Source organism: Nonomuraea sp. NPDC001636, from assembly GCF_040298265.1.
Classification (GTDB): domain Bacteria; phylum Actinomycetota; class Actinomycetes; order Streptosporangiales; family Streptosporangiaceae; genus Nonomuraea.
The window spans coordinates 622,031-640,172 of record NZ_JBEOZT010000002.1 but is presented as its reverse complement, the minus strand read 5'-3'; the positions used below and the strand labels follow the sequence as shown (position 1 = coordinate 640,172).

Below are 18,142 nucleotides of genomic sequence, written 5' to 3'. Positions count from 1 at the left end.
CCACCCCTCCCGTGTTCCGGTCTGGCCTGGCCTGAGGTCACGATCGGGGCGTGATGTGCCAGATCGTGTTTCCTGCATCGTCTGCGACCAGCAGGCGGCCGTTCTTGCCTGTGATCACGCCGACCGGCCGGCCGTACGTGGTGCTCTCGTCCGGGGCCGGCTTGAAGCCGGTCAGGAAGTCCTGGGGCTTGGCGCTGGGCATGCCGTTCTTGAAGGGGACGTACACGACCTTGTAGCCGACGGGATTGCCGCGGTTCCACGAGCCGTGTTCGGTGATGAAGGCGCCGCCACGATAGGCCTCGGGGAACGTGGGGCTCTCGGAGAAGGCCAGACCGAGGGGGGCCGTGTGAGCGCCGAGGGCGTAGTCGGGGCGGAGCGCGCGAGCCACCATCTCGGGACGCCGTGGCTGGACCCGCTCGTCCACGTGCTGTCCCCAATAACTCCACGGCCAGCCGTAGAAGTCTCCAGGGCGTACACGTGTGAGGTAATCAGGCGCGGCATCGTCGCCCAGGAGATCGCGTTCGTTGACGACTGTCCAGAGTGTCCTGGACTGCGGTTCGAGGGCCAGGCCGTTGGGGTTTCTGAGGCCGGAGGCCAGGATGCGCTCGCCGCTGCCGTCAGGGTTGATCTCCAGGATGGCGGCGCGGCGTCGTTCGGCATCCAGGCCATGTTCGCCCGCGTTGCTGGACGAGCCGACCGTGACGTAGAGCTTGGTGCCGTCAGGGGCGGCGAAGAGGTTACGGGTCCAGTGGTTGTTGTAGCCGCCGGCCGGCAGGTCGAGGATCTTCTTTCCGGGGGCGGTGACCCGGGTTTCCCCCAGCTTGTACGGAAATCGCCAGACGCCGTCCGTGCCTGCGACGTAGAAGGCCGCCTGGGTGCCGTCCGGAGCCGCCGGGCCGAGCGAGTACGGCGCGGACGCGGCCAGCAGCGCCATCCCGAACGGCTGGTTGAGGTTCTCCAGGAACACGCTGCGGAAGTCGGCCACGCCGTCGCCGTCGGTGTCGCGCAGCAGCGTGATCCGGTTGGCGCTGCGTTCGGTGGTCGAGCCGTCGTTGCGGCGCAGCCAGTAGAACAGCCCCATGATCGGGGACTCCGGATCTTTGGGCAGGGTGGCCGACTCCGCCACGAGCACATCGCCGTTGGGCAACTCGTAGAGCCAGCGGGGGTGCTCCAACGCGCCCGCGAACCGCGTGACCGTGAACCCGGCCGGCGCCTTCGGTGCTCTGCCGGAGGGCCAGCCGACCACGTCGGGGGCGTTGACCTTGGGGATGGGGAACGTCTCGCGTTCCTCGAGCTGGGGCTCGGCGCCCAAGTGGGCGGCTGTCTGCGGGGCTCCGCCCCGGTTCACCGCGTAGGCCGCGCCGGCCACCGCGAGGACCATGAGCAGGAGCAGCACGAGCAGGGCGCGAATCAGGATCCGGCGTCTTGGGCGGCGCGGGGCCGTCGCCGGTGCTGTCACTTCGGAGGTCGTGGACACGCGGTGTCTCCCCGTGAGCGGCTGATCATTGACGGATGACTGGATGGCACGTGAGAGCGGCAGCCAAGGATGCTCGCCCCTCGGATAAGCTGTCCGGAGTTAACGGCCGTTAGATTTCTAACACGTGTTAAGCGCGAGGTCAATTCTGATGCTCACCCGTCACAAGATCCTGGAAGCCGGCCTGGAGGTCCTCGAAGCGGACGGCGCCCATGGGATCAGCATGCGTAAGCTGGCCAAACGTCTCGATGTGACGGCGACGGCGATCTATCACTACTTCGACGGGCGCGAGTCGCTGCTGGAGGCCATCGTGGACGAGGTGTGCAGCAAGATCGTCTCTCAGGCCCCTCGTGAAGGGGGGTGGAAGGATCAGCTGCGTGGGCTCATGGCCTCGATGGTCAGGCAGTCGCTGGAGCATCCCAGAGCCTCGGTCTGGTCCATCACCACCTACGCCCGACGCGCGCCCGTGATGAGCCTCCACGAGGCCATCTTCGGGATCCTCTTGGATGCGGGCTTCCCTCCTGACCAGGCGGATCACGTGAAGGGGGCGGTGCTGCGCGTGTGCGTCGGGCATCTCGTCCTGCACGAGGCCGCCGCGCGGGACTGGACCGAGCTGCCCGCCGACAGGTATCCGCACTATCACGCGGTCGAGGCCGCCCGCCTGCGGGCCGATCAGGTAGAACACTTCAAGTTCGCGCTGGACGCCGTCCTCGCCGGGCTGCCCGAACCGGGCGATGAAGGCGAATCCCCTGCTTGACGGCATTCGGGGCATGCCCTTGCGCGATGTGACCGCCCGGTGAAGCCGGTGGCCGCGCGGGTTAACGAGTGTTAGAGTTCTGCCCGGCTCCGCATCCAGCCGGGTGGAGCCAGGGGAGGGGGGCATCCCGATGAGGGGAGGCGTGACCATGGCCGGAGGTTTCCCGCGGGGGGAGGAGGCCGGAGGTGGTTCGAGGCGCGGGCGCGGGGTAAGGCAACCGTTGGCGCGGACGCGGCCCAGGAACGCCTTCGAGGTGCAGCGTGACCGAGAGCAGCAGGGGATTAACGACCGCCGAGCACAGAGCCCAGGTGCGCAAGGCCGCGACGGCCAGCGTGGTCGGCACCGCCATCGAGTGGTACGACTTCTTCCTCTACAACACGGCCGCCGCTGTGGTCTTCGCCGAGGTCTTCTTTCCGAAGTCCACGCCGTACGCGGGCACGCTCGCGGCCTTCGCGACCAACGCCGTGGGCTTCGCGGCCCGGCCCGTGGGCGCGGCGATCTTCGGGCATTGGGGCGACCGCATCGGCAGGAAGGCGACACTCATCGTCACCCTTCTGACGATGGGCGTGGCCAGTGCTCTCATCGGCGTGCTGCCGGGCACCGACAGCATCGGCATCGCCGCGCCGATCATCCTGGTGGTCCTGCGCGTCCTGCAGGGCATCGCGGTGGGCGGCGAGTGGAGCGGGTCGGTGCTGCTGTCGATGGAGTGGGGCGACCAGCGCAGGCGCGGGCTCATGGCGAGCTGGCCGCAAGTGGGCGTGCCCATCGGGCTGATCCTCGGCACCGGCGCGATGTCGCTGCTGGCCGCCACGACGGGCGACACCTTCAAGGACTGGGGGTGGCGGGTGCCGTTCCTGGCCAGCTTGGCGCTGGTGGCGGTCGGGCTGTGGGTGCGGCTGAAGGTGCTGGAGACCCCGATGTTCGCGCGGGTGCTGGAACGGCGGCAGGTGGTCAGGCTCCCGGTCGTCGAGGTGCTGCGCAGGCATCCGAAGGAAGTGGTGCTCAGCGCGTTGCTGCGTGTGTCGGAGCAGATGCCGTTCTACCTCTACACGACGTTCGCCATCACGTACGTGACCCAGCAGCTCGGCCTGTCCCGGACGGTCGCGCTGTCGGCGGTGACGTGCGCGGCGGCGGTGGAGTTGGTCGCGATCCCGTTCTTCGGGCACCTGAGCGACCGTGTCGGCCGCCGGCTCGTCTACGCGACCGGCGCAGCGCTGCTGGCGGTGGTGGCGTTCCCGTACTTCATGCTGCTCAACACCGGCGTCGTGCTGGTGGTCTTCCTGACGATCATGATCATGCAGATCCAGCACGCCATGGAGTACGGCCCGCAGGCCGCGCTCATCGCCGAGAGCTTCCCGACCAGCCTCAGGTACGGCGGCGCGGGTCTCGGCTATCAGCTCGCCTCGATCATCGCCGGCGGCCCCGCGCCGCTGATCGCGACATGGTTGTTGCACGACTACGGCTGGCAGGCGATAGCGATCTTCATGATCGTCGGTGCGGTGGTCGGGTTCGCCGCCGCGCTGGCTCTGCCCGACCGATCCAGGATCGACATCTCCCAGCCTTCCGCCTACAAGACGACCTGAGTGATCCTTCTCTTGTCCTTCATGACGTGATAGCACCGTTGACGGATCCGGAACGACGGGAGATGGGCGAGTCATGAGCGTCGTGGTGTGCGGTGAGGCCATGCTCCTGATGCTGGCCGAGCCCGGCATCCCGTTGGAGCGCGCCACGGTGTTCCGTCGCTCCATCGCGGGCGCGGAGTCGAACGTCGCCGCGGGGCTCGCCAGGCTGGGCCATGACGTGCGCTGGCTCGGCCGGGTCGGCGCCGACCCGGCGGGCCGGGCGGTCCTGTCCATGCTCAGAGCCGAGGGGGTCGACACCCGGCACGCGGTCATCGACCCCGGTGCGCCGACCGGGCTGCTGGTGCGCGACAGTCATCCCTTCCGGGCCATCGACGTGCAGTACTACCGTTCCGGGGCCGCCGCGTCCAGGTTGCGACCGGACGAGCTGACGCCGGAGATGGTGAACGGTGCGAAGATCGTGCACGTCACGGGCATCACTCCGATGTTGTCGGATTCCGCGCACCTGGCGACCCTGCGGCTGCTGGAGCTGGCCGGGCAGGCCGGAGCGCTCGTCTCCATCGACCCGAACATCCGCTACAAGCTGGGCGAACCCGCGGCGTGGCGCGAGCGGGTGGCGCCGCTCCTGTCCAGGGCGGACGTGGTGCTGGCCGGCCAGGACGAACTCGACCTGCTCCACGTCGACCCGGCGACGCTGCCCGGCCTCATCGTGGTCAAGCACCGGGACAAGTCCGCCACGTGCGCGGGGCTGCGGCAGGAGGCGTTCACGGTGCCGGTGACCGATCCCGTGGGAGCAGGGGACGGCTTCGCCGCCGGGTTCCTGTCGGGGATGTTGCGCGGCGAGTCGTACGAGGTGTGCCTGCGTGAGGCGGCGGCGGTGGCGGCACTCGTCGTCCAGTGCGCCGCCGACACCGACGGCCTTCCGGACCGGCCGGGCCTGGATCGTGCCTTGGCCGCCTTCACGGGGCACGCCGAAACGGTCCATCGATAGCCCGCCGACCAGCCGAAGATCGTCCGCCGCCAAGAGCGCGATCGCTGCGGGCTGAGGTGGGCATGCGTGAGGCGGTCCGTTCGCGGGTTGACGAGGTCGGAGCTGAGGTGGGCATGCGAGAAACGAGTCCGGCCATGAGCTGACGAGGTGGGGGAGAAGGCGGTTCATGAGGAGGCGGGCAGGGCGTTGGATGGCCAGGCGGGGGATCTTGCGTCACCACTGAGGGCGGCTGGTCCTAGCCGTTCACTGGTGGGAAAACCGATGGAAGGAAGTCATGTACCGCTGGGAGATCGTCCAGGCTGTCACGGAGCAACGCGTGTTCGGCATCGTCAGGGCAGCCACGCCCGAGGCGGCGCTGACGTCGGCCGAGGCCGTACTGGATGCCGGGTTGCGTGCCGTCGAGGTCGCGCTCACCACGCCCCGCGCCCTCAGCGCCGTGGCGAGGCTCACCGAGCAGCGGCCCGACGCGCTGGTCGGGGCGGGGACGGTCCTCGACTCGGCCGCCGCCAGGGCCGCTGTGGAGGCCGGCGCGCGCTTCCTGGTCTCACCCAGCCTGCACCCCGAGGTGATCCGCGCCGGGCACCGCTACGGCGTGCCGGTCTTCCCGGGCGTGGCGACCCCGACCGAGATCGTTCGTGCCCTGGAAGAGGGGGCGGACGCAGTCAAGATCTTTCCGGCGTCGGGCGTTTCACCCGCCTGGCTGCGCGACGTGCGGGCTGCCCTTCCGCAGGCGCCCGCGATCCCCACCGGCGGCGTGACCGTGGACGATGCGCCCGAGTGGATCGCGGCCGGCGCCGTGGCCTGCGGCATGGGCTCGGCACTGACTTCCGGCGGCCCGAGTGCCGCGATGGAACGGGTTGCGGCGCTGCTGGCCGGGCTGGCAGGGGCCCGATGAGTGTGGAGACGCTACGGGGCCTGCACGGGCAGGTGCTCGACGCGGTCGGCAGGTCGCTGGCGGTCGGGGAGATCCGTGCGGGGCAGGTGTTGCGCCTGGAGGATGTCCAGGAGCGGTATGGGGTTTCCCGGACCGTCGCGCGCGAGGCCGTCCGCGTGCTGGAGTCGAAGCGCGTGGTCACCAGCCGTCCTCGTGTCGGGGTCACCGTACGGCCGATGAGCGCCTGGAACCTCTATGATCCCCAGGTGATCCGCTGGCGGCTGGCCTCGCCGGGGCGTGAGGCGCAGCTGCGTGAGCTGGCCGAGCTGCGGGCCGCGGTCGAGCCTGCCGCCGCCGCGCTCGCCGCATCCAGGCCCGACCTCCGCGTGCGGGACGAGCTCGCCACCCACGCCCGCGCCATGGACGCCGCCGCTCGTGAAGGTGACAGCCAGGCCTACGTCACGGCGGACACCGCTTTCCACCGGGTGCTGCTGACCGCGTCGGGCAACGGCATGTTCGCCCAGCTCGCCGAGGTGACCGAAGTGCTGCTCGAAGCCAGACGTGAGCTGCTGCTCCTGCCCGAACGCCTGGAGACGACCGCCATCGGACTCCACCAGGAGATCGCCGAAGCGGTTGCCGCCGGGCGCGCTGCGGAGGCGGCGCAGGCCGCCGCGGACATCGTCGGACGGGCCCGCGCCGAGGTCGAGCAGGTCCTGGCAGACAGCCGAGAGCACGTCACGGAGGTACCTCGATGAGCGTCGCCGTCCACGTCGGCCCTGAGCCGGTTCCTCTGTTGGTCGACGCCGTACGGCGGTCGGGCGGCAGCGTCGTGCCGCTGGAGGAGGCCGAGGCGATCGTCTACTACGGGCGCGGCGGTCCCGAGGAGCTGCGGCCCATGATCCATGACGGCATCCGGTGGGTGCAGCTGCCCGCGGCGGGGGTCGAGCGGTACGCCGAGGCCGGAGTGATCACTGCGGAGCCCGTCTTCACCGCCGCCACCGGCTCCTACGGTGTGCCCGTCGCCGAGCACGCGCTCGCGCTCATGCTGGCCGCGGCCCGTAATCTGCCCCGGCTGGCCAGGGCCACCGAGTGGGGGAGGAACGAGTCGAGGGAGTTCGCCGGCTCGACGGTCGCGATCATCGGCTGTGGAGGCATCGGGCGGGCGCTCATCAGGATGCTGGAGCCGTTCGGCTGTCCGGTGATCGCGGTCACCGACAGTGGCCGGGCGCCCGGTGCGCACCGGATCCTGCCTCGTGCCCGCTTTCGGGAGGCGCTGCCGGAGGCCGCGTACGTCGTCCTCGCCGCTGCTACCACGCCGAGCACCAAGGGCATGATCGGTGCTCCCGAGCTTGACCTGATGCGTACGGACGCCTGGCTGGTCAACATCGCCCGGGGTGCGCTCGTCGTGACGGATGACCTGGTGACGGCGCTGCGCGAGGGACGGATCGGCGGTGCCGCGCTGGACGTCACCGACCCGGAGCCGCTGCCGTCCGGGCACCCGTTGTGGCACATGGAGAACGTGCTGATCACGCCACACACGGCGAATCCGCCGTCGTCCTACTGGCGCGGCCTGGCCGAACGCGTGGCCGCGAACGTGCGCCACTTCGCCGACGGTGCCCCGTTGGAAGGGGTGGTGTCGCCGGAGCAGGGGTTCTGAGGGGGCAGAGTCCTGGGCGTCGTCGGAACGGGGGAGTGCCCTTGTCGTGAGCCGTGCTTGTCCGTAGACCTGCCTCCTTGTCCGGAGTCCAGCCTTTTCGAGTGACGCCGCCATCGCGCCGCCAACGGGCCAAGTCCCTGAGAGGGGGCTCGGCGTGGGTCTGCTGGTCGGTGCGAGGTCGTGATGGGGTGGCGGTTCAGAGCGGGGCGTTTTGTCGGGATGTGAGGGTTGGTTCTTGGTGAGCCCACGGCTATTTGGGCTGTGGCGCTTGGTCTGTGTTGCTGGTTAGCCCACGGCTACGCGGTCTCTGGGGCTTATGTCTGGGTTGCTGGTGTGCCCAGGGCTGCTTGGGTTCTGGCGTTCAGGTCTGAGTCGCTGGCTTGCCCATGGCCATTCGGGCTCCGGGGCTTGTGTCTGAGCTGCTGGTTGGCTCTGGGCTGGTTGTGCTCTGGCGCTCAGGTCTGTGGTCAGCTCAGGGCTACTCGGGCTCCGGCGCTCAGGCCTGAGTCGTGTACTTCGAGGCCGGCCGGCTCGGCGCTTTTCGGCAGGTCGAACACCAGCGTGCCGGTGAAGGACTGGCTGGGGGCGATGCGGACCGGGGTGATCTCGGTGCCGCTCTTGTCCAGGAGCTTGCTGCCGCCGTGCAGGGCCTCGTCCTCGTCGATCAGCTTCTGCTGGCCGGGGTAGAGGACGCGGGCGTCGGGGCCGACGTTGTTCACCTTCACCGTGACCTGACAGGTGCGACGGGAGGCGGACTTCGCGGGCTTGGGGCACTTTGTGGCGGTTACCGCGAACTTCAGCTTTCCGTCCTGTACCGGGCCCTCCTCGCCTATGGCGGGGGAGCGGAAGATCCACGCCAGGGTGGCCAGGACCAGCACGAACAGGACGATCACGATCACCAGCGCGGTCATGCAGCCGGTGAACACGCCGCGTTTGCGGCGCGGAGGCGGGTACCCGGGCAGCGGTCCCTGGCCCGTGGTGTGCGGCGGTAGGGGGCCCTGGCCGGTGGTCTGGTGGTGGGGGAGCGGGATGTTCCCGGTCCGGTCCACGGGAGGCGGCATCTGCGGCGCGCGAGGTGCCGGGTGCTCCGTGGGGGCGGGCATGGGCGGACGAGGGCCCGTGCGCTCGGCGGGGGAGGGCATCTGCGGCGGACGCGGTCCGGTGCGTTCGGCGGGCGACGGCATGGGGGACTGCTGCCCGGCGTGCTCCATGCCCGAAGGCATCGGGGGCCGCTGCCCCATGTGCTCCAGGCCGGAGGGCATGTGTGGCCGCTGGTCCATGTGTTCCTGGCCAGAAGGCATGGGGCGACGTGGGTCGGCAGGGTCCGGGCCGGCAGACATGGAGGAGCGTTGGTCCAGGTGCTCTGCGGCCGCGGGCATGGGCGGGCGGGGGCCGGTGCGTTCGGCCAGAGAGGGCATGTGCGGTGGGCGCATGCCGGTGTGCTCGGTCGCCGGAGGCATATGGGCGGCGTGGGGTGCCGCGGGGTCGGCCGTGGACGGGGTCTGCGATGCGCCTGGCCCGGGGTGGTCCGCCGGGATGGGCATGGGCGGGCGGGGGCCGGTGCGTTCGGCCGGGGAGGGCGCGTGCGGTGGACGCGGGCCCGTGCGCTCGGCGGAAGGCGGCATCGCGGAGCCCGCCCCCGTGCGGTCGGCCGCGGGTGGCATGGGGGAGCGGGAGCCCGTCCGGTCGGGGGACGGGGGCATCGGGGGGCGAGAGCCCGGCGCGGAGGGCACCGGAGGGCGGGGGCCCGTGCGTTCCGCAGGAGGAAGCAGATGGGGGGAGCCCGTGCGTTCGGCAGGCGCGGGCGGGTGGGGAGGGCCGGTGCGTTCGGCGGGTGGGGGCGTGTGGCCGAGGGGGCGGAACTCCGAGGGGTTCCAGGCGTTCGTCAGGTGTTCGGTGGCCGCCAGCTGGGCCGCGGGCTCGTCGGCCGCGCCCACCAGCTCCAGCAGGAGCTGCTTGGCCGCGGGCCGGCGCGCGGGGTCGGGGTGGATGGCCGCGGCGACCAGCCGGTCCAGGGGGGCGGGCAGGCCGCGCAGGTCCGGCGGCGCGGTACGGGCCCGCGCCGCCATCACGTACGCGTCCCCCTCGCCGAACGGATGGCCGCCGAGCCCCGCGTACGCGATCAGCGAGCCCCAGGCGAACACGTCGCCGGCCGGGCTGGTGTGCCCCTCGAAGACCTGCTCGGGAGCGATCCATCCGGGCGTGCCCATCACCATGCCGGCGTTCGTGTGCCGGGACGCGACGTGCGTGGAGCGCGCCAAGCCGAAGTCGATCACCCGCGGCCCGGCCAGCGTCAGCATGACGTTGGCCGGCTTGAGGTCGCGGTGGACCAGCCCCGCGGCGTGGATGGCGGTCAGCGCCGCCGCCACGCCCACGGCCGCCGAGTGCAGCACCGACGGCGGCAGCGCGCCGTGCTCGATCAGCTGGTCTTCCAGCGAGATGCCGTCGATGTACTCGGTGACCAGGTAGAGCACCCCGCGGTCCTCGCCGTGGTCGAGCACCCGCGCGGTGCAGAACGAGGCCACCTTGCGCGCGTTGGACACCTCTTCGTGGAAGCGCGCCCGGTAGACCGGGTCGGCCGTGAAGTCACGCCTGATGGCCTTGAGCGCGACCTTGACGCCGTCGGCGCCCCTGGCGAGGTAGACGGTGCCCATGCCGCCCGAGCCGAGACGGCTCAGCAGCTCGTAGGGGCCGATCGCCGGCGGATCCTCAGGCTTCAGCGGAGTGCCTGCCGAGCGCCCCACGGTCGCCGTCCTCTCGCCGTCGTCATCCCGTCGCAAACCGAACCGTTTCTTCCGCCGGTACGCTTTTTTCCACCCCAGACTCTAACGGAGAAGCCGCCGCCCGGTGGCGACGAAGCCCGGTCAGCTCTGGCCTGGACGCCGCTTCAGCGGGCGCATCGTCACCCGCAGGCGGGCGGCGTTGAGCGTCTGGGGCAGCGGGCGGTGCGGGGACAGCGGCCGGCCGGCCGCCTTGGGGCGGGCCGAGGCCAGGATCCCGCCCAGGAAGGCCGTGCCGACGCCGAGCATCAGGTGCACGCCGTCGCAGCGCGGCAGGGCCCACCATTCGCCGGCGGCGGTGCCGTCGAGCCAGATCTCGGGGGCGAAGGAGTCGGCGTAGTGCAGGCGGGGGCTGCGCTGGTGGGGGGCGAACGGGAGGATCACGTGGGTGCCGGCGGGCACCGGGACGCCGTACCAGTCGGTCTCCTCGGTGGTGAGGCGGGACAGGGCCGGGACCGGCGGCCACAGACGCAGGCCCTCGCGCAGGCAGGCGCGCAGGTAGTCGGGGTCGGCGCGGGCGCACTTGCGCTGGACGGGGTAGGTGGCCAGCAGGGCGAGGGTGCGCATGAGGCTGGCGGCGGTCACGCTGAAGCCGAGCAGCCAGAACGCCGCCTGCCGCAGGCCGCGCGCCTCCGGGCCGCTGGTCTCGGCGAGCAGGCCGGCGAGGGTGCCGGGCTCGGCGCGGCGCAGGTGGTCGAGGATGCGGGCGTCGTAGCGGCCGGAGAGGATCTCCTGGCGGCGTCTGGCCCGTCCCCTGCCTGCCCGTCTGATCTGGGCGAGCAGGGCGCTCAGCTCCTCGTCGCCGGCCGCGCCCGCGCCGTAGACGCACCGCCGCGCCACCCGCTGCCAGCACGACTCCAGCCGGGCGTAGTCGATGACGCCGTCCGTCAGCGCGGCCGCCTCCTGCCGGGCCACCTCCGCGAACGCCGGCCGCAGCACGTCGTAGGGCAGGCCGGCGGCTCGTTCGCGCACGGTGGGGACGAAGGCGGGCTCGGACAACACGCGTTCGGCGTCCCGCTGGGACAGCACCACCAGCGCCGTGCGGCGCGGGCCGCGGACGAGCACCGGACGGCCGCCGTACCGGACGTGCAGGCCGGTCAGCAGGGAGCGGGAGCGCAGCAGGTCGAGGCCGGCCGTCGCGTGCGGCGTGCCCGGCGGCAGGAGGGCGCCGGCCAGGCGCAGGGTCTCCAGCACGGTGGCCCTGTGCAGGCCTCTAGGCACGCGTGGCCCCCCTGTCTCCGGTCGGTGTCCGCGTGATCGGGATGGTCCGGGTCTCCCTGTCTCTGGTCGGTGTCCGCGTGCCCGGGATGGTCCGGGTCTTCCTGTCTCCGGTCGGTGTCCGCGTGCCCGGGGTCGTCCCGGTCTTCCCGTCTTCGGCCGGCGACCGTGTGCCGGAGGGCGGCCGGGGCTCCCCTGGTCGGGTCGGGGGCGCCTCCTTGGTGGCCGGGACGGGAAGGAAGTTCATGGGGTCATGCGATCGCCCGTCCGGCGGGTGCGCAAGCGGGGGTCTCGCTGGGCGGAACGTTTTCGGGACGGGTCCCGTGGAGCGTTCCAGGAGCCGGAACATCTCAGGCCACCACCAGCGCGGCCGAGATCGCCTGCGCCGCGCCGCGTACGGTGAGGCCCAGCCGGGCCAGCGGCGCGGACGGGCCCGGCGCCGCCACCCCCACCGACATGCACACGCCGCCGCCCGGCCCGAACACCGGCGCGGCCACGCACGACACGCCTTCGGTGTACTCCTCCTGGGCGTAGGCCACGCCGTACCGGCGGACCTGGGCCAGCTCCCGCTCCAGCGTGGCCACGCCGGTGATCGTGCGGCTGGTCAGCCGCTCGAAGCCGCCCCGCCCGAGCACCTCCTCGCGCAGCCCGGTGTCGAAGGCCAGCAGCGCCTTGCCGGTCGCCGTGCAGTGCAGCGGCGCCAGGTCGGTGCCGTCGGAGCGGGACCGGACGCGGTCGTGGCCGTACAGGCGCTCGACGTAGCGGGCCTCCAGGCCGGCGGTCACGGCCAGGTTGACGGTCCGGCGGGTGGTCTCCTGCAGGCAGAGCAGGTACGGCAGCACCACCCGCCGCGACCCGGGGATGCGGTTGCGGGCGATGCCGGCCATCGTCTCCAGCTGTCGGCCGGGCAGGTAGCCGGTGCCCGTCCGGCGGGCCAGCTCGCGCGCGCACAACACGCCGAGGATCCGGTGGGCCGTGGACTTGGGCAGGCCCGTGCTCCGGCTGAGCTGGGCCAGGCTGACCGGCCGGGGCGCGGCGCTCAGCGCGAGGAGGATGTCGATGCCCCGCTCCAGGCTCCCGATCGGCGTCACCGGACGCGTGAGGTGTTCCTGACGGGCCGTTTCCAGCGGCATGGTGCTCCCTTTCGCTCTCCGAGGAGCGGATGGGGCTTCCCGGGGCTACGGCTTGGCATTCCTTGCCCTACCCCGCCGTCACGCGTCCGAATACCCGGTTCGGCGCACGCTGATGATCTCCAGGTGCCTGGAAAGGGCCACGTCAGCGGGGTTTCTGGGAGATAAGTCCAGAGTTGCGGCATATGTGCCCAGCGGCCGCGCGTCGGCGGCTTCGAGGACATCGCGGGGGAGCGCGTCAGGAGGACGCTGCGGGTCCATGCGTCGACGCGCGCCTGTGCTGCCGGTGCACGCGACCGCCGTCCACGTGGACTGCCGCACGCGCGCACGCGTCCCCGAGCGCGGGAAGGCACGGCGAGCGAAGCCCGTCACCCGTGAATGACAGGGCCGCCGAGGCGGCCCTGGGAGGAACTACCGGGGCAGGGCAGCGGCGGCGGCGGCGAGCTTCTCCACGCGGGCCCAGTCGCCCGCGGCCAGCGCGTCGGCGGGGGTGAGCCAGCTTCCGCCCACGCAGCCCACGTTCGGCAGCCGCAGGTAGTCGGCGGCGCTCTCGGCCCGGATCCCGCCGGTCGGGCAGAAACGCACGTCCGGCAGCGGCCCGGCCAGCGACTTCAGGTACGCGACGCCGCCCGCCGCCTCGGCCGGGAAGAACTTCAGCTCCTTGATGCCGCGCTCGGCCAGCGCCATCACCTCCGAGACGGTGGCCGCGCCCGGCAGGTACGGCACGCCGCTGGACTCCAGCGCCTCCACCAGCGACAGCGTCGTGCCCGGCGAGACCAGGAACCGGGAACCGGCCGCCACGGCCGCCGAGATGTCGGCGGTGGTGCGGATCGTGCCCGCGCCGACCGTGGCCCCCGGCACCTCAGCGGCGATCCGCTCGATCGCTCCGAGCGCGGCCGGGGTGCGCAGCGTCACCTCGATGACGGGCAGCCCGCCCGCCACGAGAGCCTCGGCCATCGGCACGGCGGTCGCCACGTCGTCGATCACCACGACGGGGATCACGGGGGCGAGGTCGAGCAAGCTCATCAGAGTCTTCTCCTCATCGGCCGGGGTCACGGCCGTCTAGTGGTGATCAGGGTGGGCCTCAGCCCACGAGTTCGGTGGTGGCCCGCCCGCGCAGCCAGGCGGCCGCGCCGGTGAGCGCCGGCTGGGGCGCGACGATCAGCGTGGTGGCGATCGCCTCCAGGTATCCGGGCATGTCGGGGTTGCCGACGAACCGGGCACGGAAGCCGCTGGTCCGCACCCGTTCCACGATACGGGGCAGCACTCCGCCGCCCAGGTAGACCCCACCCCTGGCGCCCAGGGTGAGGGCCACGTTCCCGGCGAAGCTGCCCAGCATCTCGCAGAACACCTCGACGGTCTCCGCGCAGAGGGAGTCGTCGAGCCGGGCCACGATGTCGGAGGCGTTCAGGTCGGGCGCGGTCACGCCGTTGACCTTGGCCAGCGCCCGGTGCAGGCGTACCAGGCCGGGGCCGGACAGCAGGTGCTCGGCCACGACGTGCGGCAGCCCCTCGGCCTGCAGCACCCGGACGATCTCCAGCTCGCGCCGGTCGATCACCGGCACCGTGACGTGCCCGCCCTCGCCCGGGACGGGCGTCCAGCCCCGGTCCGTGGGCACGAGCCCGCCGACGCCGAGCCCGGTCCCGGGGCCCAGCACGGCCTTGACGCCGTTTGAGGGCTCGGGCCCGCCCAGGGACACCAGGTCGGGGCCCTCCAGGTGGGGCAGCGACACGGCCAGCGCCTCGAAGTCGTTGAGCAGCACCGCGTACGGGATGCCCAGGTCGCGTACGGACCCGGCCCACGCCGAGTTCGTCAGCCGGTAGCGGTCGCCGTCGATCGGCCCGGCCAGCGCCAGGCACGCCGCGCCCGGCCGCGCCCCGCCCGCGTGCTCGGCGAGGTAGGCGTCGACGGCGTCGGGCAGCGTGGGGTAGGCGGAGCCGGCCAGCACCGCGACGTTCGACGGCCGGGCCTGCGGCGAGGTGACCAGCCCGAACCGGGCATTGGTCCCTCCGATGTCGGCGACCAGCCAGGGAAGGTCAAAGGCACTCATCGCCCACCTCCGATGCTCACGCCTCCGATGCTCGCGCCGAGGCGCACGCCTCCGATGCTCATGCCTCCGATGCTGATGCCTCCGATGCCCACGGCGCGACCGAGATCGTACGCCGTCGCCACCGGAAGGCCGGCACGCACGCTCACCGGCCCAGCCCGGCGGACCGCGTGCCCACGGGCGCGCCGCTCTCCAGGTGCGAGGCGCCCGCCTCGGCGGGGAAGCCCAGCCCGGGGCCGTGGTGCGGCGACTCGGCGCCGCTCACCCCGAAGATCCCGGCGCCCTGCTCGGCGTGCCCGGCCATGCGGCGGAACGTGGCGAACAGCTCGCGTCCCGTGCCGACCCACTCCGCGTCGCTCAGCGGCCGGCCCTCGGGCGTGCGCCGGGCCAGCTCCTCGGCGGGCACCAGCAGCTCCAGCGTCCCGGCGGCCGAGTCGAGCCTGATCACGTCGCCCTCGCGGACGATCGCGATCGGCCCGCCGTCGGCGGCCTCGGGCGACAGGTGGATGGCCGCGGGCACCTTGCCCGACGCGCCCGACATGCGGCCGTCGGTGACGATCGCCACCCGCTGCCCGCGGTCGAGCAGCACCGACATCGGCGGCGTGAGCTTGTGCAGCTCGGGCATGCCGTTGGCGCTGGGGCCCTGGTAGCGGATGACGGCCACGAAGTCCTGCCCGTCCAGCTCGCCGGCCTCGAAGGCGCGCAGCAGGTCGAGCTGGTCGTCGAACACCTTGGCCGGGGCCTCGATCACCAGGTGCTCGGGCTTGACCGCCGACACCTTGCTGACGGCCCGGCCGAGGTTGCCCTCGACCATGTGAATGCCGCCGTCGGCCGAGAACGGCTCGGCGACCGGGCGCAGCACGTCGCGGTCCTTGCTGCCGCCGGTGACCGGCTCCCAGACCAGCTCGCCGTCCACCAGCGAGGGCGCCTCGCGGTAGCGGTCGAGGCCGGGGCCGGCGACGGTCAGCACGTCGCCGTGGAGCAGGCCCTCGTCCAGCAGGTCGCCGATGAGCACCTGCATGCCGCCGGCGTCGCGGAAGTGGTTCACGTCCGCCTGGCCGTTGGGGTAGATCTTGGTCAGCGACGGCACGACGCGCGACAGGCAGGCCAGGTCGTCCCAGGTCAGCACGATGCCCGCGGCGGCGGCCATGGCGACCAGGTGCAGCGTGTGGTTGGTGGAGCCGCCGGTGGCCAGCAGCGCCACGCAGGCGTTCACGATCGACTTCTCGTCCACCAGCTCGCCGATCGGCGTGTACTCCGGTCCGTGGGCGGTGATCTCCACCGCGCGCCGGCCGGCCGCCTCGGTCAGGGCGTGCCGCAGCTCGGTGTGCGGGTTGACGAACGTCGAGCCGGGCAGGTGCAGGCCCATGACCTCCATCAGCGCCTGGTTGGAGTTGGCGGTGCCGTAGAAGGTGCAGGTGCCGGGGGAGTGGTAGGACTTGGCCTCGGCGTCCAGCAGCTCCGCCCGTCCGACCTTGCCCTCGGCGAAGAGCTGGCGGGTGCGCGCCTTGACCTTGTTCGGCAGGCCGGAGGTCATCGGCCCGGCCGGCACGAAGATCGCCGGCAGGTGCCCGAAGTGCAGCGCCCCGATGAACAGGCCCGGCACGATCTTGTCGCAGACGCCCAGCAGCAGCGACGAGTCGAACATGTCGTGCGACAGCGCGATGGCGGCCGCCATGGCGATCACGTCGCGGCTGTAGAGGGACAGCTCCATGCCGGCGCGGCCCTGCGTGATGCCGTCGCACATCGCGGGCACGCCGCCGGCGACCTGCGCCACGCCGCCCGCCCTGCGCACCGCCGCCTTCAGCTCGGGCGGGTAGGTCTCGTACGGCTGATGGGCGGAGAGCATGTCGTTGTAGCTGGTGACGATGGCCACGCCGGGCTTGGCAGCGCTCCCGGCGCCGCGCAGGATCAGCTTGTCCTCATCGGAGGCGGCGGCGAAGCCGTGCGCCAGGTTCGCGCAGCCCAGGTGGGCGCGCGCCGGGCCCTTGGCCCGCGCCGCCTCGCCGTCGCGCCGGATCCGCGCCAGGTAGGCGGTACGGCTGGCCGCGCTGCGCTCGGCGATCCGATCGGTGATCTCCTGGATGACGGAATTCACAGGTCTTCCTCCTCGTGCCAGGCGCGACCGCTGCGGCCGAGCAGTTCGTGGGCCCCGGCGGGGCCGGTGGTTCCTGCGGGGTAGGGCTCGGGCAGCTCGGCGGAGGACTCCCAGGCCGCCAGGATCGGATCGATCCAGCGCCAGGCCGCCTCCACCTCGTCACGCCGCATGAACAGCGTCGGGTTGCCCGCCAGCACGTCGGTCAGCAGCCGCTCGTAGGCCTCCGGCACCCGCGCGGTGAACGTCTTGCCGAAGCTGAGCGACAGCGGCACCGGCTTCAGCGTCACCTCGCCGGCGCCCGGCTCCTTGGCCATGATGTGCAGCTCGATGCCCTCCTCGGGCTGCAGCCGCAGCACCAGGCGGTTGGGCGTGCCGCCGGGGAAGATGGAGTGCGGCACGTCCTTGAACTGCACCACGATCTCCGACCGCCGGTACGGCATGCGCTTGCCGGTCCGCAGGTAGAACGGCACCCCCGCCCAGCGCCAGTTCTTGATCTCGGCCCGGATCGCGGTGAAGGTCTCCACCCGCCGCGAGGCCTCGGTCGTCGGCGTGGAGGCGGGCTCGTCCAGGTAGGACGGCATGCCGCCGGCCTCGGTGTACTGGCCGCGCACGGTGAACCGGTCCACCTCGGTCCCCACGATCGGCCGCAGCGACTGCAGCACCTTGACCTTCTCGTCCCGGATGGACTCGCGGTCGTTGCGCGAGGGCGGTTCCATCGCGGTCAGCGTGAGCAGCTGGAGCAGGTGGTTCTGCACCATGTCGCGCAGCGCGCCCGCGTGGTCGTAGTAGCCGCGCCGTCCCGGCGTGCCGACGGTCTCGGCGGCGGTGATCTGGACGTGGTCGATCCACAACGAGTTCCAGATCGGCTCCAGGAAGGCGTTGGCGAAGCGCAGGACCAGCAGGTTCTGCACCGTCTCCTTGCCCAGGTAGTGGTCGATGCGGAAGATCTGGCGCTCGTCGAAGATGGCGCCGACCTCGTCGTTGATCCGCTGGGCGCTGGGCAGGTCGCGGCCGAGCGGCTTCTCCAGCACCACCCGCGAGAGCGGGGTGACCAGGCCGGCCTCCTCCAGCTCGCGGCAGAAGGGGCCGAACGTCATCGGCGGGCTGGCCAGGTAGAACACCCGGTCGCGCTGCTCGTGACCGGCCAGCAGCCTGGTCAGCGCGCCCCAGCCCGACTTGTCCTCGCCGCCGACGTCCACCGAGACGTGGTGCAGGCGGCCCAGGAAGCGCTGCCAGACGGCGGGGTCGTCCACGGGGACCTGGTCGCGTACCTCGGCGTCCACCTTGCCGCGGAAGTCGGCGTCGGTCAGCCCGCCCCGGGACATGGCGATGACGCGGGTCTCGGGGGACAGCCGGCCGTCCCTGTCGCTGTGGTAGAGCGCCGGGATCAGCTTGCGCATGGACAGGTCGCCGGTGCCGCCGAAGACGACGAGATCGGCGGTATGGGCGGGGCTGGCGGTCGAGAGGGGGGACAAGGCGAAGCTCCGTTGATCTACCAAGCAAGGACAGAACGGACACTAACGAGAGTTTGGGTCG

At 72.0% G+C, this 18,142-nt stretch carries 14 protein-coding genes; 6 read left to right on the top strand and 8 right to left on the bottom strand.

Going from position 1 to position 18,142, the window contains the following annotated elements; translation table 11 throughout:
* Positions 1–37 precede the first annotated feature (37 nt).
* A complete protein-coding gene (locus tag ABT158_RS06680; protein WP_352351633.1) occupies positions 38–1,477 on the bottom strand; it encodes a PQQ-dependent sugar dehydrogenase in 1,440 nt (479 codons plus the stop codon).
* Between the two features lie 148 nt (positions 1,478–1,625).
* Here ABT158_RS06680 and ABT158_RS06675 point away from each other — a divergent pair, with 148 nt between their 5' ends.
* The 6 genes from ABT158_RS06675 to ABT158_RS06650 all read left to right on the top strand — a co-directional run bounded on the left by ABT158_RS06675 (position 1,626) and on the right by ABT158_RS06650 (position 7,333).
* Positions 1,626–2,231, top strand: coding sequence for a TetR/AcrR family transcriptional regulator (locus ABT158_RS06675; RefSeq protein ID WP_352351631.1), 606 nt, complete (start codon positions 1,626–1,628; stop codon positions 2,229–2,231).
* Between the two features lie 260 nt (positions 2,232–2,491).
* A complete protein-coding gene (locus ABT158_RS06670) occupies positions 2,492–3,814 on the top strand; it encodes an MFS transporter (RefSeq protein ID WP_352351629.1) in 1,323 nt (440 codons plus the stop codon).
* 73 nt (positions 3,815–3,887) lie between these two features.
* A complete protein-coding gene (locus ABT158_RS06665) occupies positions 3,888–4,802 on the top strand; it encodes a sugar kinase (RefSeq protein ID WP_352351627.1) in 915 nt (304 codons plus the stop codon).
* 274 nt (positions 4,803–5,076) lie between these two features.
* On the top strand, positions 5,077–5,697 hold the full coding sequence (locus tag ABT158_RS06660; RefSeq protein WP_352351625.1) for a bifunctional 4-hydroxy-2-oxoglutarate aldolase/2-dehydro-3-deoxy-phosphogluconate aldolase: 621 nt from the start codon (positions 5,077–5,079) through the stop codon (positions 5,695–5,697).
* Positions 5,698–5,699: 2 nt separating this feature from the next.
* On the top strand, positions 5,700–6,431 hold the full coding sequence (locus tag ABT158_RS06655) for a FadR/GntR family transcriptional regulator (protein WP_352351623.1): 732 nt from the start codon (positions 5,700–5,702) through the stop codon (positions 6,429–6,431).
* Entirely contained in the window at positions 6,428–7,333 is a 906-nt protein-coding gene (locus ABT158_RS06650) for a D-isomer specific 2-hydroxyacid dehydrogenase family protein (protein WP_352351621.1), read from the top strand. The genes ABT158_RS06655 and ABT158_RS06650 overlap by 4 nt, the downstream gene beginning before the upstream one ends.
* Before the next feature lie 467 nt (positions 7,334–7,800).
* Here ABT158_RS06650 and ABT158_RS06645 read toward each other — a convergent pair whose 3' ends face one another.
* The 7 genes from ABT158_RS06645 to zwf all read right to left on the bottom strand — a co-directional run bounded on the left by ABT158_RS06645 (position 7,801) and on the right by zwf (position 18,006).
* Complete coding sequence (locus tag ABT158_RS06645; RefSeq protein WP_352351619.1) at positions 7,801–10,077, bottom strand: protein kinase domain-containing protein; 2,277 nt, start codon at positions 10,075–10,077, stop codon at positions 7,801–7,803.
* 120 nt (positions 10,078–10,197) lie between these two features.
* The gene (locus ABT158_RS06640; protein ID WP_352351617.1) at positions 10,198–11,334 is read right to left on the bottom strand and encodes a cytochrome P450; all 1,137 of its coding nucleotides are present in this window, start codon (positions 11,332–11,334) and stop codon (positions 10,198–10,200) included.
* 347 nt (positions 11,335–11,681) lie between these two features.
* The gene (locus tag ABT158_RS06635; protein ID WP_352351615.1) at positions 11,682–12,464 is read right to left on the bottom strand and encodes an IclR family transcriptional regulator; all 783 of its coding nucleotides are present in this window, start codon (positions 12,462–12,464) and stop codon (positions 11,682–11,684) included.
* Positions 12,465–12,872: 408 nt separating this feature from the next.
* On the bottom strand, positions 12,873–13,487 hold the full coding sequence (gene eda, locus ABT158_RS06630) for a bifunctional 4-hydroxy-2-oxoglutarate aldolase/2-dehydro-3-deoxy-phosphogluconate aldolase (RefSeq protein ID WP_352351613.1): 615 nt from the start codon (positions 13,485–13,487) through the stop codon (positions 12,873–12,875).
* A gap of 58 nt (positions 13,488–13,545) precedes the next feature.
* Positions 13,546–14,511 carry a glucokinase gene (glk, locus tag ABT158_RS06625; RefSeq protein WP_352351611.1) on the bottom strand — a complete coding sequence of 322 codons (966 nt, stop codon included), beginning with the start codon at positions 14,509–14,511 and terminating at the stop codon, positions 13,546–13,548.
* Between the two features lie 142 nt (positions 14,512–14,653).
* Positions 14,654–16,606 carry a phosphogluconate dehydratase gene (edd, locus tag ABT158_RS06620; protein ID WP_352351609.1) on the bottom strand — a complete coding sequence of 651 codons (1,953 nt, stop codon included), beginning with the start codon at positions 16,604–16,606 and terminating at the stop codon, positions 14,654–14,656.
* Complete coding sequence (gene zwf, locus ABT158_RS06615) at positions 16,603–18,006, bottom strand: glucose-6-phosphate dehydrogenase (RefSeq protein WP_502911488.1); 1,404 nt, start codon at positions 18,004–18,006, stop codon at positions 16,603–16,605. Before zwf ends, edd begins: the two co-directional genes overlap by 4 nt.
* Between the last annotated feature and the right edge of the window lie 136 nt (positions 18,007–18,142).